Source organism: Pseudoalteromonas sp. Z1A2, from assembly GCF_011378755.1.
Classification (GTDB): domain Bacteria; phylum Pseudomonadota; class Gammaproteobacteria; order Enterobacterales; family Alteromonadaceae; genus Pseudoalteromonas; species Pseudoalteromonas distincta.
In genome coordinates this window covers 24,134-39,180 of record NZ_WTKX01000027.1, presented here as the reverse complement: position 1 = coordinate 39,180, position 15,047 = coordinate 24,134, and the positions used below count along the sequence as shown (strand labels likewise).

The following is a 15,047-nucleotide window of genomic DNA, read 5'->3' as shown; positions in this document are numbered from 1 at the left end:
CGATTGCAATGCAAGGAGCGAGTCAGTGAAACAAGCCGTTTTAAATTGGTTATTTCCCTCTTATTGCGTGCAGTGTCAAAGCTCGATTACGACCTCTTTAGGGCTATGTGATTATTGCCTTGAAGATTTACCATTGTTTGATTTTAGTAAGCATACGAGTTTATTGCATCGACCTGATATTATTGAGATGTTTCCTAATTGCGAGTTTGATAAATTATTTGCATGCGCTTTTTATCAACCTCCCTTTGAGCATTGGCTTAAAAGGCTAAAATTTAATAATCAAATTCATTATAAAAAGGCATTGCAGCAAATTATACAAAAACAGTTAACGCAGTTTTTTGAGCAAAGCCCTAACTTGCCAGATACCTTTATTATTTTACCTCTTCATAAAAGCCGCTTTATTACTCGCGGATTTAATCAGGTAAGCCAAGTATGGCAACCCTGTTTAGCTAATTACGCCCCACTAAGTAATGTTCTTATTCGCGATAAAAAAACACAAGCTCAGTCGGAGCTATCCCAAGCAAAGCGTATAAGAAACTTAAAAAATGCCTTTATTTGTACACAAGACATGGCAGGTAAAACAGTCGCTATTGTTGATGATGTGATGACGACAGGGGCAACATTAAACGCAGCTACTAGTGCACTAAAACAAGCAGGCGCTAAACAAGTGTGGGCTTTTACAACTTGCTTAACGCCTATTTAATTATTAAAAAGTATTAAACCAATCCGCAATAATACTTAATCATTTTGCGGGGCTAAACGTGTCGCTACCTGTGTTAAAAAATTCTCATTTACGACTGCATGGATGCAGAAGGTAGAGCAATCCAGGAGCAATTGCCGAGAACAACTAATTAGCGAATTTTTTGCCTAGCTATCAACACGTTTTTCCATCCTCAAAATAGATTACTTAATTAAGCTAATTGGTATTATTCGCCATTTGCACGAAACGTATGACCAAAAAATAACGCATTGCTTAGTAGTCGACTAGTCCCATACCAGTAACCCCTAAATACAGGATCGTCGGTCATGCCTATTACTGTACCTAGTCCATATGAGTGCGCAATTAAGCCAGCACCACCAGCAACTTGCTCAACATTAACAGCATCGGTAAAACCCGCTAACAATGGCTTTTTAGTATAGGTAAGTACATTTACAAACGGTGCATCGGAAGCTTCTAGCAACCAAGTACTGTTTTTGAATACGGGCAATGTATTGCGTTTAAGTGAAAATGTAAGTGGGTGAGTTAAATCTACATTAGTATTAAAAATAGCTCCTGCAATGCGTTGACGTCCTGCTAAATGGTCCTTATCGCCATAACTTAAACCTGTCGTTTTAAATGCACTCGCTACATCTTGTCTTGATAGATAGCTTGCTTTGAGTAATTGCTGATCAGCTAAAAATTTAGCTCCGCCTTTGTGACCCCAAATAACGCCGCCTTTTCTTACCCAGCTTTTTATAGCCACTTTGTCGGTATCAGATAAGCTGTTGTAGTTACCATGAGCAAGTACTATATGGCTGTAATTACTGAGTTCAATAGAGTTTAAACGCTCCATTTCAACAATTGTTGGCGCAACACCTACAAAGCGATCGAGGTAATACCATACTTCCCCAGCTTCGTACTGGCTTACGCCTTTACCACCTACCAATAATACTTTTGGCTCGCTAACAACCGCCATTGTACGAGACCCTAAATCGGCTCCTTTGCTTGTAAGACCTGAGTTAATAGGCTTGATTGCAATTCCAAACTCGTTTTGTGCTTTATTTAATATTCCAACCCAATCATTATTCGTTTGTAAGCCTGCTGGCACAATAATACTACCAGCATCAAAGCTTACTTCACTTGAGTTTGATTTGGCTGTTAATGGGCTTAGCGCTACACGCGCTTTAATACCTTGCTTTAAAAGGCTGTTTAGCATTTTAGGTGCTAGGTAATCATCCCACGAAAAGCCAAACGCATAGCCTTGCTCAAGTGAAGCAAAAGAAGGTTTTACCGCTTTTTGCCACGGTGTACTTGCAACCTCTAAACCCCAACTGCTTTTTACTTTTGCAAAAGGTAAGTTAAACGCATGCGCTAAAGTCCAGCCAGATACGTCATAAAAGGTGTTATCAGCAAAATTTTTTTGCTCGCTAAAAATAGCTTTTATTAGGCGGTACTGTGGCTGGGCTAAGGGCACAAAGTAGCTATTGGTTGTATAGTTGTTGCCATTTGCCTTGAGTGATTTAGTAAGCGAAAAAGCATCTATTTGATGCTGTTTCAACAACCCTAAAAAATCTTTAATACGAGTGTTGTCATCCGCGCCCTCAATAACATAACCTTCAAAGCTTTCATCACTGGCTAAATCAGTAGCTTGATTATAAAACTTAGCTTGGTAATCAAGTAATGCTTGGCGGTTATCAACAGCGGCTTTAAAGGTAGATAAACTCGTTAATAGTTGATTTTTAATAGTAAAGGGAAAGCTCAAAGGTCCATTTATAGTGTCTTGGATATGCCCGCGAGAACTTGCTTGCTCAAATAAAATACCTACACCACCATTTACATCGGGATAGGTTGAACCTTTACCGTAATAGAAGTCGTCAAAGCTTTCTTCAGTAAAGTACAGTGCGTTGTTTTCATCTAACGTTTTTGCGTGATAGTTAGCAATCGCTTTAGTTAACGTTACATTTTCATCCGGTGTTATAGGATGCTTACGACTAGGAATACCTGGCTGAAAAAAGTAACTGCTGTTTGGTCCCATTTCATGAAAATCGGTTAAGACATTTGGTTTCCACTGATGAAATTTAGCAATACGCGCGCGCGATTCAGGGTGTTGTAGTAATAACCAGTCACGATTTAAATCAAACCAGTAATGATTGGTACGACTACTTGGCCAGCTTTCAACATGTTCACGGGTTTTAGGGTCGCTTGATAAGTTCATACCTCGGTTACTGTTTGCCCAATTAGCAAAGCGCGCTAAGCCATCTGGGTTAAGTGAAGGATCGAGTAAAATAACCGTGTTGTTTAATAGCTCATCTATTTCAGCACCTTGTGCAGCAGCTAAGTAATATGCCACCAGCAAAGATGAGTTACTACCTGATGACTCATTACCATGCACACTATACCCCATCCATACAACGGCAGGCTGCTTTGTAGAATTAGCATCTGATCCATCGTTACTTAAGCGTGCTAAGTGAGCTTGGCGTGTCTGCTCTATGCTTGATAACTTATCAGCTGCTGTAATTGTTAGCATGACAAGGGGGCGTTGTTCATGTGTGCGGCCAATCACTTCAAAATTTATACGGTCGCTTTTATCAGCAAGTATTTCCATATAACGTACGAGCTGATCGTGTCTCACGTGCCACTCTCCTACTTCGTAACCGAGTACTTGCTCAGGAGTAGGAATTGAAGGGTCAAATTTTACATCTTGTTCAAAATAATACGAAAGTGGCTTAGCTACACTTGAAAAGCTAAGCAACACCACCATTAATGTTAATACCAAACGCATATAAATCACTCAAAAAATGTTCGTTGTTTGCACGCTACCATTGCTTAAAATAGATGCCAACTTTTTACGCTCAACACTAGCCGCAACACGATGAGCGGAGTATGATACGCAGTATCCGAGTAATTTAGTCAAGTATAGATGGTTTTATGATTTCTATTTCCGAAACAGCGCAAGCGCATTTTGCTAAACTATTAGCAGATCAATCACAACAAACCAATATTCGTGTGTTTGTTGTAAACCCTGGTTCATCACAAGCGGAATGTGGTGTGTCTTATTGTCCAGAAGACGCTGTAGAAGCGAGCGATATTCGCCTAAACTTTAACGGTTTTGATGCCGTTGTAGATGCAGAAAGTGCTCCATTTTTAGAAGAAGCTGAAATCGATTTTGTTACCGACAAAATGGGTACTCAGTTAACGCTAAAAGCACCAAATGCAAAGGCGCGTAAAATAGGTGACGATGCATCGTTAAACGAACGTGTACAGCACATGCTAGAAACCGAAGTAAATCCACAACTTGCTAACCACGGTGGTCAAGTAAGCCTTGTTGAGATTACAGCTGCAGGTATAGCTATACTTCAGTTTGGTGGTGGTTGTAATGGTTGTTCTATGATCGATGTAACACTAAAAGAAGGCATTGAAAAAGAAATGATAGCTAAGTTTGAAGAAATCACCGGTGTTGCTGATATAACAGAACACGAAGCGGGCGATCACTCTTACTATTAGGCCTTGTAAATGCTAAAGCAGCTTATCTATCGCTTAGGGAGCAATCCTAAGCTGAGCTTAAAGCGCTTTTTTCGCGGCTTAGCACTGTTTGTGCTAGCCGTGATATTCATATCTATTGGGTATTACACCCACTACAGCTTACAAATAATTGGCGTTATAATTTTACTCCCCGCATTATTTTTTGCCGGTTGGGGCTACTGCGGTATTTTTGCCAATCGTTTTTCACAAGTTTTAAAAGATATGGGCCCTAAACACCATGACCCCGATCTCTGGAAATAAACCATTTATTTAATCTAATAGCTGATTATTTATTTTTAAGTGGTGATATTTAATTATTAATGTAACCCCGCGCATTAACATAAAACAGCTCATAGCCAGCCATAACCCGTTATTTTGCAAGTCTATAAACACCCAAAACACACCAAAAAAGCCAACTCCAGCTGAAAGTATCATACTGTTACGCATGTTCTTTGCTCGCGTAAGCCCTACAAAAACACCATCAAACAAAAAGCAACTCATGGCCAAAATTGGTAATACTACTATCCATGGTAAATAATGCGTTGCCTCTTGAATAACCTCTGGCACATTGGTTAAAAGCTTGATTATGGTGTTGCCAAATAATGCAAAAAATAGGCTATATAACACACCAAAAAGCATACCCCAAAATACGCTTATTTTAACCCACAGCTCTATGCTTTTAACACTTCCTTGGCCTTTCGCTTGCCCTACTTTTGCCTCAGAGGCGTAAGCAACGCCATCAAGAGCAAAGCTCACCAACATTAAAAAATTAAGTAAGACAGCATTAGCAGCTAATGTGGTTTCGCCTATACGCGCCGCGTAAAATGTCATAAAACTAAAGCATAATTGCAGTATTAAAGAGCGAATAAATATATCTCTATTCAAACTCAATAATTCAGCCATTTTGCTAATACTCAACCAATTCGGTACATTTAGATCAATGTCTTGTTTTTTAGCTAGTTTAGCCACTAAAAACAGTGCAAATACTAGTGCTGTATAGTCAGCAATAAGTGACGCCCATGCAGCGCCTGCAACTGCCCAATCTAAATAAACAACAAAATAAATATCGAGCACTATATTAACGATATTAGTGACGAGTAATAAATAAAATGGACCTCGACCATAATGCACACCAAGCATCCAACCCAGTAACACTAAATTACATAATGCTGCTGGAGCACTAAAAATACGAATGCTAAAATACTGATAAGCTTGGTTAAGTACGTCGCCATTGGCTGCGGAGAGGTAAGCAATAGCGTGCTTTATTAATGGGGATAACACAATTAATAGCACGGCCACTGCGCTTGCAAGCAATAGGCTTCGTTTAAGTAAAGCGGCAAGTTGGGTTAAATCGTTTTTTCCGTATGCTTGTGCCACGAGTCCCGTGGTGCTCATTCTTAAAAAACCAGCAAGCCAAAATAAAATAGATATAACTGCAGAGCCAAGGGCAATTCCAGCTAAGTAATGAGCGCTTCCTAAGTGCCCAATTACAGCAGTATCAACAATTCCTAACAACGGCACTGTGATATTTGATAGTATCATCGGACCCGCTAACAACAGCAAGCTTTTATGGTGTGCCTTATTATGTATAAGAAATTGTTTCATTTAGTGTTATTTATCCTCATTAGTGTATCTGTACGGGCTCAAGCAGCCATTATTTTACAGTATCATCATGTTAGTGAAACCCTACCCGCTGTCACGAGCGTTAGCGCCAATACATTTACGGAGCACTTAAGCTATTTAAAAGAGCACAACTTTAACGTTATTCCTCTTAATGAGTTAATTAGCGCGCTTCAACAAGGTGAAACTTTACCTGATAAAACTCTCGCCATCACCTTTGATGATGGCTATAACAATAACTATGAACAAGCCGCACCTATTTTAGAAAAGTTTGGCTACCCATACACTATCTTTGTAAATCCTAAATTAATAGACGAAGGTATGAGTTACGTAATGGGGTGGGATAAGCTCAAAGAATTATCTAAAAAAGGGGCATTAATAGCCAATCATAGCGGACAACATGATTACTTACACCTTAAGCTTGAAAACGAAACCGATGCACAATGGCAATCACGTATTAAGCAAGATATTCTTAACTCTCAAAAGCGCATAAAAGAAGAAATAGGCCACGACTATAAATACTTAGCATACCCGTATGGTGAGTTTAATAACGAGCTGCAAGCACTCGTGACAGAGCTTGGTTTTGTGGGTATTGGCCAGCACTCAGGCGCTGTAAATAAAGATTCTAATTTTAGCCGCTTGCCGCGTTTTCCTGCATCAGGCTTTTACAGCAAGCTAGAAACCCTTATTACTAAGCTCAACTCACGCGCGTTTAATATCACCAATTTAACTTATCAAGATAGCGTTACACAGCAAAATCCACCCACGCTCACAATGGAATTTAAGATGGGTGATTTTCATAAGAGCCAATTTGCCTGTTATGTATCAAGCGTAGGCCAAGCAGATTTAAAATGGATAACTAAAAATACTGTCGAAATCACCTCACCAAAGGTGCTTAATAAAGGGCGTTCTCGTTTTAATTGCACGGCCCCTTCTATTTCAAGCCCTGGTGATTACTTTTGGTTTTCGCAGCCTTGGGTAATTGAAGCATCTAAACCTTAACGGCCTGATGTAAAAGCCGCTGGGTTATTTTATCCAGCGCAACTATCTCGTCAGCTGCATTTAGCTCAGCAGCTGCTTTAGGCATACCCCATACCACAGACGAATACTCATCTTGAGCCAAGGTATGTGCTCCGTTTTGTTTTAGTGCAAGTAAACCTTTTGCGCCATCACTCCCCATTCCTGTTAGTATGGCTGCAACTACGTTTTTAGCCCCAGTTTCAACTAATGAGTTAAACAACACATCTACCGCAGGTTTATGTCTGTTCACCGGCTCGCCATCATCAAGCTGGCAATACAAGCTAACACCTCGTTTTTTAATACTTAAATGAAACCCACCCGGTGCTATATAAGCCCAGCCTGCGCTAAGCTTATCGCCATGTTCAGCTTCTTTCACATTTATCGTGCATGTACGATTCATTCGCTCAGCAAATGAAGCGCTAAACACAGGAGGAATATGCTGAGTAATTACAATTGGCGGGCAATTTTGTGGCATTTTAATAAGCACTTCTTTTATAGCCTCAGTCCCCCCCGTTGAAGCACCTATCGCTATTACTTTATTAAGTAAAAACTGAGAATGAGTATTAATAGGCTCATTTGTGACGACCGTTTTTTTATAGCTTCTTACTCTTGCTCCAGCAGCTATTCGCACCTTTTGTTGGACAAGTGATGCATATTGGCTCAATTGCTCTCTTACGTTATTAGTAGGCTTAGCTATAAAATCAACAGCCCCTAATTCGAGCGCTTCTAGTGTGATAGGAGAGCCTTTTTGTGTCAGTGTTGAAATCATCACTACTGGCATTGGTCTTAATCGCATTAAGTTTTTTAAAAAACTAATACCATCCATTTTTGGCATTTCTACGTCGAGCGTTAATACATCAGGACTGAGTTTTTTTATCATTTCGCGAGCTTCGTAGGGATCCTCAGCACTCCCCACTACTGTAATGTCTTTAGCTTGTTGTAATATTTCAGTGAGTAAACGCCTAATTAAAGGGGAGTCGTCAATTATTAATACTTTAATCATGCATACTCCTAAAACAGCTCTATATCGGTTACTACTTCTTGCTTTTTAAGGTTTTGTAAGTAACGGACTTCGCGTTTTTCAATCGTATTATTATGTAGGTTTTTAAGTTTTTTCATATGAACTTTACCAGTGTTCGGGTGAAAAAATATTTTTCGCGGCCACGGCCCCCCCATATCATGGGCAACTAGATTTAATGCCTCTTCTTTAATATACGCTGCTGCAAAACTAATATTACCCAGCCCTATATCAGTCATCGCACTAATAATTTTCCCCCCGCCAAAAAGTTTTACTTTTAGGTTACACCGAGACGCGCCATTTTTTAAAACTTCGTTTATAAGATACTCCATAGCCCAATTACCGTACCGACAACTTAAACTATGCGCATTTTTAAGTTCTACTCCCTTTTGAATTGGTAACATAAAGTGATTCATCCCGCCAATACCAAGTACTTCATCGTATACACAAGCCGCAATACACGAACCCAGAACTGTAGAGATCAGTTCATTATTTTTAGAAACATAAAACTCACCCGGAAGTACTTTAGCAACAACGCTACCTCGGCCCGAATCCCAATATCGTTTAATATGTTCAAAGTTAGGTAATACCGGCCTGAACTCAGCGTGCATTTTGTCCCTTTTGGTACATAGTTTTCCCTAAGTTTTTGAATTGCGAATGCTCTTTACCCATACTTTCTGAGTGACCTAAAAACAAATAACCTTGTTCATTTAATATATTGGCGTAACGCTTAAAAAGCTGATCTTTTGTTTCTTTATCAAAGTAAATAACAACATTACGACATAAAATAAGATCAAATGATCCTTTCATTGGCCAGTCTTGTAATAAGTTTAAACGCTTGAAAGAAATAGACTCTTTTAGTTTATCTCTAACTTTATAATTTTCACCGTCTTTGCTTTTTAAAAACCAACGCTTAAGTTGCACGTCATCTAAGCCATTAACATTCGCTGCGGTGTAAATACCTTTTTGTGCTTTTGCCAATACATTAGAATCTAAATCGGTTGCTAGTATTTTTACATCCCAATTGCTCGGAAATGCGTTATTTAAAGTCATCGCCAAACTGTAAGGCTCTTCCCCTGTGGAGCAACCTGCAGACCATATTCTTACTCGCTTACTGTTTTTATTTGCCTTTAAAAGAGCAGGTACAAGCTCAGATTTTATAAATTCAAAGTGATGTATTTCACGAAAAAAAGACGTTAAGTTCGTTGTTATTGCATTAATAAAGGCATCAAATTCCTGATCTTTATGGCTATTTAAATACTCTAAGTAAGCTTTAAAATCAGTTAATTTACGCTCCCTAATACGTCTTGCTAAGCGTGAATAAACCATCTCTCGCTTATGATCCCCTAATACAATTCCACATGCGCTGTAAACTAAACTGGCAATTTCCTTAAAGTCGCGGTCGGTACACAAAAACTCTTTCATTGTCCGCTCCCAATTAAACCTAACGCTAACAAGTAGTGCCTCGCTGTAACTATTTATTAGACGAGGCATAAAAAGGCTAAATATTAAAACTCTTCCCACTCATCAGCTGAGTCTACAAAGTTATCGCCCCTTGGCTTATTACTCACAAAACGACTTTGCGGCTTATGAGATAGTTCAGGGGTTCGCATAGTTGATGACATCATTGTCATCTCTTGCTGATCTACTGAGAAAAAGTTAAGTAATCGGCGCATCTCATTAGCTTGCTCAGCCATAGACTCACCAGCAGCAGAGGCTTGCTCTACTAGAGCGGCATTTTGTTGCGTCATTTCGTCCATTTGAGAAATAGCTTTGTTAACTTGCTCAATACCCGCACTTTGTTCTTCAGATGCCTCCGTAATATCAGAAATCATTTGCGTCACTCTTTGCACCGACACAACAATCTCTTTAAGTGTAGCGCCCGACTCATTAACTAATTGAGAGCCATCAGCTACTTTGCCTACACTATCTCGTATTAACTCTTTAATTTCTTTCGCTGCGCCCGCAGAGCGCTGCGCTAAGTTACGAACCTCACCTGCAACAACCGCAAAGCCTCGACCTTGCTCACCCGCTCTTGCTGCCTCTACAGCGGCATTAAGCGCTAATAAATTCGTTTGAAACGCGATTTCATCTATTACACCGATAATATCTGCAATTTTTTTGCTCGACTCATTAATTGCCGACATGCTCGTAACTGCTCTATTAACAACTTCACCACCTTGAATCGCTTTTTCACAGGTTTCTTCTGCCAAGTCGTTTGCTACTTTTGCGTTATCAGCATTTTGACGAACGGTACTGGTCATTTCCTCCATACTTGAAGCTGTTTCTTCAAGTGACGAGGCTTGCTCTTCTGTACGTTGGCTTAAATCAGCATTACCTTGAGAAATTTCTTCTGCACCACTGGCTACTAACGTTGCCGATGAATTTATGCGATTAATCACTTCTGTTAATTTATCTGCCGTAGCATTTGCGTCGCGTTTAAGTTTATCAAATGAACCTTTGTATTCTTTTTCAATACGTTTTGATAAATCACCACTTGCCATCGCATCGAGCATATTGCCAGTGTCGGCAACGGCATCATCAACTATTTTAACTAAGCTATTTAATCCTTGAGCCAAACGTAAAAAGAACCCTTCCTTCCCGTCTTCTGCAACTCTTGTATCTAATTCGCCATTACCTGCAGCACCAATAAGCTCAGCGATTTCTTTTTCAAGCGCAACTTCATTGGTTCTATCTTCCCACTCAACAATGGTGCCTAAATGCTTTCCGTCTTGACTGATCCAAGGTGAAGCAATCAAGGTAAAAGTGACACCTGCTAACAGTAGCTCGGCTTTATAGGGCTTATCTAGGTTTTTTAATAAATCACGTTGATGATTAGGGTGCTTATGAAAATCATCAACACAGGTGCCAATTAAATTATCAACAGAAAAGCTTGGCAATACGGTTTGTAATTCTTTTTCGCGGACTTTTAGCATTTGCTGAACACGGTCGTTCACAAATACTATTTTAAGGTTTTCATCAGCAATCATTACGTTTGCTTGGCAAACTTTAAGCGCATTTGCTAAATCGGCTGCTTTGCGAGATGCCTTTTCAAGCTCTTTTTGTTCAGTTATATCAGATGCATATTTAATCACTTTAAACGGCTTGCCGTTCATATCATAAATTGGATTATAAGATGCTTGAATCCAAACCTCCTGACCCTGCTTTCCTATTCTTAAATATTCCCCTGAATCAAATTCACCGCGACCTAGTTTGGCCCAAAATTCTTTATATTCGATACTATTTGCATGTTCGGGATCAATAAAAAGCCTATGGTGCTGGCCTTTAATCTCGCTAAGTTGATAGCCAAGCGCATTTAAAAAGTTAGCATTGGCATCAATAATAGTGCCATCTAAATTAAATTCGATAACCGCTTGAGATTTACTTATAGCACTAATTTGCCCTGAAGCTTCTGCTGTTATTAACTTTTGCTCAGTCACGTCGGTGGCAAACTTAACTACTTTTAATACTTGCCCTTGCTCATCAACAATTGGGTTATAAGTTGCTTGGATCCATACCTCAGTTCCACCATTAGCATTACGCTTAAACTCATCTGAGATAAACTCGCCATTACGCAGGCGTTGCCAAAAGTTTTTATAATCGTTGCCCTGAGCTTCATCTGGGTCAACAAACATCGAGTGATGCTGACCTTGAACCTCCTCAAGACGATAGCCCATCGCGTTTAGAAAATTCATATTTGCAGTAATTATTTTTCCGTTAGGTTCAAATTCAATCACCGCTAATGATTTATTCAATGCGTCTACAATTAAATCATTACTTGATTTTGACTGCTTTGGATTACTAAACCATCCCATGCTCATCACCACCTTTAAGTTTATTATTCATTTAGTTTCTATTTGCTAAATATTCATTGTTTTTTGCAGGTCAATTAGCGCTACCATTTTTTCACCAACATTCACCAACCCAGCTACATATTCACAATTACTCGATTCAGACAAACTAGGAACCGCTTTCGCATCTTGCTCCGCAATACTGTAAACATCAGAGACGGCATCAACAGCAACACCTATAATTTTACTACCTAGTTCAAATTCTATTTTGACAACGATAACCACCGTTAATGGTCCATAGTCGACACTTGGTAATCCAAAACGCAACCGTAAATCAATAATTGGCACTATTGTTCCGCGTAAATTAATAACGCCTTTTACAAATTCAGGTGCATTGGGCAGTACTGTAATTTCTTCCCAACTGCGAATTTCTTGTACTGTTAAAATATCAACGCCATATTCTTCATCAGCCATAATAAAAGTTAAAAACTGTTTTACACCTTGCTGTTGCTGAAGATTTAATTGGTTACTTAACTGGCTTTGATCTGAGCTCATAACGCCTCCAAAGTGGCTTGCGTTTCAATAGTTAGTTCTTGGCTACCTGGCTTTTTTAAGCCTGAGAGCTTTATTAAGCCGCTAATGTCCACAATCAGCGATACACGCCCATCTCCTAAAATGGTAGCACCCGATACGCCATCCACTTTATGGTAGTTTGCCTCTAAACTTTTAATAACAACCTGCTGTTGAGACAGTAAATCATCAACTAATAAACCCACCTTTTGGTTATCTGTTTCTACAACAACAAGCAGCGTTTTATCGAGTGATTCAATAGCATTTTTATGATTAAAAATATCGTAGAGTCTTAATATAGGAATGTATTCGTCTCGAAGCCTCAATACATCAAGGCTTTTACCCACTCGACTCACTTTTGCAATATCAATTTGCAGTGACTCCACAATAGAAATGAGCGGAATAATATAAGTATGCTGAGCCACCTTAACTAATTGCCCATCTAAAATAGCGAGAGTAAGGGGTAATCTAATAGTAAACGTAGAACCAACACCGGGCGCTGAGGTTACTTCCACTGAGCCATTTAATGATTGGATATTTCGCTTAACAACATCCATCCCAACTCCACGACCAGATAAGTCACTTACCTCATCCATTGTCGAAAAGCCGGGCATAAAAATAAGCTCATTTATTTCATCGTCACTGAGATGGTTATCAGCTGAGATTAATTCGTTAGCGATGGCTTTTTCTTTTATTTTTTTTGTATTTAACCCTTGCCCATCATCCATTATTTCAATAACGATGTTTCCACCCTGATGAAATGCATTTAAGGTTACTGTGCCAACGGGATCTTTACCTGCCGCCAGTCTTTGCTCAACAGTCTCTAACCCATGATCAAGTGAGTTTCTTACTAAATGCACCATAGGGTCAGATATTTTTTCCATTACTGTTTTATCAAGCTCGGTTTGCTCTCCGATCAGCTTTAGCTCAACCTGCTTATTTAGCTTTTGCGCTATATCTCGCACTAATCGAGGAAAACGACTAAATACAAAATTAATTGGGAGCATACGAATACGCATCACATTTTCTTGTAAATCACGCGTATTATGTGCAAGTTGTGCTAAGCCTTCTTGTAGTAAAGTGATTGTGGCTGGTGTGATTTCTTGTTCGCTGAGTTGATTTAGCATGGCTTGTGTAATAACAAGTTCACCTACCATATTTATTAACGAATCAACTTTATCAATACCAACTCGAATGGAGGTAGACTCTGGTGTACTTGCAGGTTTTTTATCTTTATTAGCAACGGGTTGCTTTGGCTTACTAGGTAGCTCAGCTACTTTTATTAAATCGGATGTTTCAAGCTCAACAGCTTTAGATATCTCATCTTGATTAGGTTGTATTGGCTCATCATTGCCAAATAAGCCGCCACATAATTCAACTTTTATATCGGCATCGTCTTCAACCCATTCAAACACTTCTTTTATGGCTTTTTCATCATGGCTAGTGCTTAAAAAAAAGCGCCAATGTAAAAAACATTCATCACTACTTAAATCGGTGATTTCTGGAACTTCATCGTAAAATACTGTGGTTTCTAACTCACCTAGCTCTTCAAGCTCACTGATCATATACAGTGGCTCGTTTCCTGTTTTAAATAAATGATGATGAGGTTTAAAGTCTATTTGATAGGTATTACTACTTGTTTGTTCTTCACAGCTTTGAGGTTTATTCTCATGTGTTTCATTTTTCATTCCAAGTACATGTTCAAATTGTACTTTTAACAAATCTGCTTCGGTTAAATCTGGCTCTTGTTCACCTTGAAGTGCAGCAAGTAAAGCGCGTAAGCAATCCACAGCTTTGAGTAATAAATTAACATGCTCGGTACTAAGTTCTCGTTCACCTTGGCGAATTTGATCTAGTAATGTTTCAAGTACATGAGTAAAGTCAGCAACGGAGCTAAAACCAAATGTCCCACTGCCTCCTTTTATTGAGTGAGCAGCTCTAAAAATAGTGTTGATAGTTTCTAAATCTTCCTCACCTGGCACTAAGTTTAATAGCTCAGCCTCCATGGTATCTAGGCCTTCAAAACTCTCTTCAAAGAAAACTTCAAAAAATTGACTTAAATCTATACTCACACTACGCTCCTTAGCGAATAACTTTTTTAATTACCGCTAGTAGCTGATCGGGATTAAATGGTTTAACAATCCAGCCTGTTGCCCCAGCAGCTTTACCTTCTACTTTTTTTTCTAAACCCGACTCAGTTGTAAGCATCAGTAATGGTGTAAATTTATAACTAGGCAAAGTACGCAGCTCTCGTATTAATGTAATTCCATCCATTATTGGCATGTTTACATCTGAGATCACGGCATCAAAGTCTTGCTGCTTGGCAATAGCGAGAGCTTCACTGCCATCTTTAGCTTCGGTTACATCAAACCCTGCGGTTTTTAATGTAAAGCTCACCATTTGACGCATCGATGCTGAGTCATCAACCGCTAAAATTCTTTTCATATATACCCCTAACTTTTACTTTCGGTTGTTAAGTATTGGCTTAAGCCAAGTTTATTAATTGTATGTGTTAATGCCTCACTACTGCCTACCCAAATGATTTTGTGCTGTATGGTAAGTAGGTGTTTTTGTAAGGCGCATAAAAGTTGAATTGAGGCAGTATCAGCAGAAATTACATCGTTAATATCAAGACAGATATCATCGTTGCTATTGAGTTCGTGCAGTAAATCTTGATGTAGTGTTTCAACTTGCGTAATAGCAAGTTCGCTCGGAAGTTTTAGCATTTAGTAGGTGCATTCCCTGTCAATTCAATTCATAACAAAAGCTTAGCCCTAGTTATTAAAATTGCCATAAAATGCTTAAT

Annotated in this window: 14 protein-coding genes; 4 read left to right on the top strand and 10 right to left on the bottom strand. The window is 39.1% G+C overall.

Annotated elements, in window-relative coordinates:
* Positions 1-25 precede the first annotated feature (25 nt).
* Positions 26-703, top strand: coding sequence for a phosphoribosyltransferase family protein (locus GQR47_RS16600; RefSeq protein WP_154904136.1), 678 nt, complete (start codon positions 26-28; stop codon positions 701-703).
* A 223-nt stretch (positions 704-926) separates the two neighbouring features.
* On the opposite strand, the gene GQR47_RS16595 is transcribed toward GQR47_RS16600, so the two are convergent.
* Positions 927-3,482 carry a M14 family zinc carboxypeptidase gene (locus GQR47_RS16595; protein ID WP_154904135.1) on the bottom strand — a complete coding sequence of 852 codons (2,556 nt, stop codon included), beginning with the start codon at positions 3,480-3,482 and terminating at the stop codon, positions 927-929.
* Positions 3,483-3,628: 146 nt separating this feature from the next.
* On the opposite strand from GQR47_RS16595, the gene nfuA reads away from it, so the two are divergent.
* Entirely contained in the window at positions 3,629-4,204 is a 576-nt protein-coding gene (gene nfuA, locus GQR47_RS16590; RefSeq protein WP_002959571.1) for a Fe-S biogenesis protein NfuA, read from the top strand.
* Positions 4,205-4,213: 9 nt separating this feature from the next.
* Positions 4,214-4,483, top strand: coding sequence for a hypothetical protein (locus GQR47_RS16585; protein WP_002959572.1), 270 nt, complete (start codon positions 4,214-4,216; stop codon positions 4,481-4,483).
* Between the two features lie 9 nt (positions 4,484-4,492).
* Here the strand turns inward: GQR47_RS16585 and GQR47_RS16580 are convergent, their stop codons facing one another.
* Entirely contained in the window at positions 4,493-5,764 is a 1,272-nt protein-coding gene (locus GQR47_RS16580) for an MATE family efflux transporter (protein ID WP_154904134.1), read from the bottom strand.
* A 42-nt stretch (positions 5,765-5,806) separates the two neighbouring features.
* On the opposite strand from GQR47_RS16580, the gene GQR47_RS16575 reads away from it, so the two are divergent.
* Positions 5,807-6,844 carry a polysaccharide deacetylase family protein gene (locus GQR47_RS16575; protein WP_165724171.1) on the top strand — a complete coding sequence of 346 codons (1,038 nt, stop codon included), beginning with the start codon at positions 5,807-5,809 and terminating at the stop codon, positions 6,842-6,844.
* On the opposite strand, the gene GQR47_RS16570 is transcribed toward GQR47_RS16575, so the two are convergent.
* The 8 genes from GQR47_RS16570 to GQR47_RS16535 all read right to left on the bottom strand — a co-directional run bounded on the left by GQR47_RS16570 (position 6,834) and on the right by GQR47_RS16535 (position 14,967).
* Positions 6,834-7,865 carry a chemotaxis response regulator protein-glutamate methylesterase gene (locus tag GQR47_RS16570; RefSeq protein WP_024596107.1) on the bottom strand — a complete coding sequence of 344 codons (1,032 nt, stop codon included), beginning with the start codon at positions 7,863-7,865 and terminating at the stop codon, positions 6,834-6,836. The two genes, GQR47_RS16575 and GQR47_RS16570, sit on opposite strands and share 11 nt — an antisense overlap.
* 8 nt (positions 7,866-7,873) lie before the next feature.
* A complete protein-coding gene (cheD, locus tag GQR47_RS16565) occupies positions 7,874-8,491 on the bottom strand; it encodes a chemoreceptor glutamine deamidase CheD (protein ID WP_039489124.1) in 618 nt (205 codons plus the stop codon).
* On the bottom strand, positions 8,481-9,305 hold the full coding sequence (locus GQR47_RS16560) for a protein-glutamate O-methyltransferase CheR (RefSeq protein WP_033020851.1): 825 nt from the start codon (positions 9,303-9,305) through the stop codon (positions 8,481-8,483). Before GQR47_RS16560 ends, cheD begins: the two co-directional genes overlap by 11 nt.
* An 83-nt stretch (positions 9,306-9,388) precedes the next feature.
* On the bottom strand, positions 9,389-11,695 hold the full coding sequence (locus GQR47_RS16555) for a methyl-accepting chemotaxis protein (protein WP_154904132.1): 2,307 nt from the start codon (positions 11,693-11,695) through the stop codon (positions 9,389-9,391).
* A gap of 45 nt (positions 11,696-11,740) precedes the next feature.
* On the bottom strand, positions 11,741-12,226 hold the full coding sequence (locus GQR47_RS16550; protein WP_002959588.1) for a chemotaxis protein CheW: 486 nt from the start codon (positions 12,224-12,226) through the stop codon (positions 11,741-11,743).
* Positions 12,223-14,313: a chemotaxis protein CheA gene (locus GQR47_RS16545; protein WP_165724169.1), complete on the bottom strand. Its 2,091-nt coding sequence runs from the start codon at positions 14,311-14,313 to the stop codon at positions 12,223-12,225. Before GQR47_RS16545 ends, GQR47_RS16550 begins: the two co-directional genes overlap by 4 nt.
* Positions 14,314-14,323: 10 nt before the next feature.
* Complete coding sequence (locus GQR47_RS16540; RefSeq protein WP_002959593.1) at positions 14,324-14,686, bottom strand: response regulator; 363 nt, start codon at positions 14,684-14,686, stop codon at positions 14,324-14,326.
* Between the two features lie 8 nt (positions 14,687-14,694).
* Entirely contained in the window at positions 14,695-14,967 is a 273-nt protein-coding gene (locus GQR47_RS16535) for an STAS domain-containing protein (protein WP_002959595.1), read from the bottom strand.
* Between the last annotated feature and the right edge of the window lie 80 nt (positions 14,968-15,047).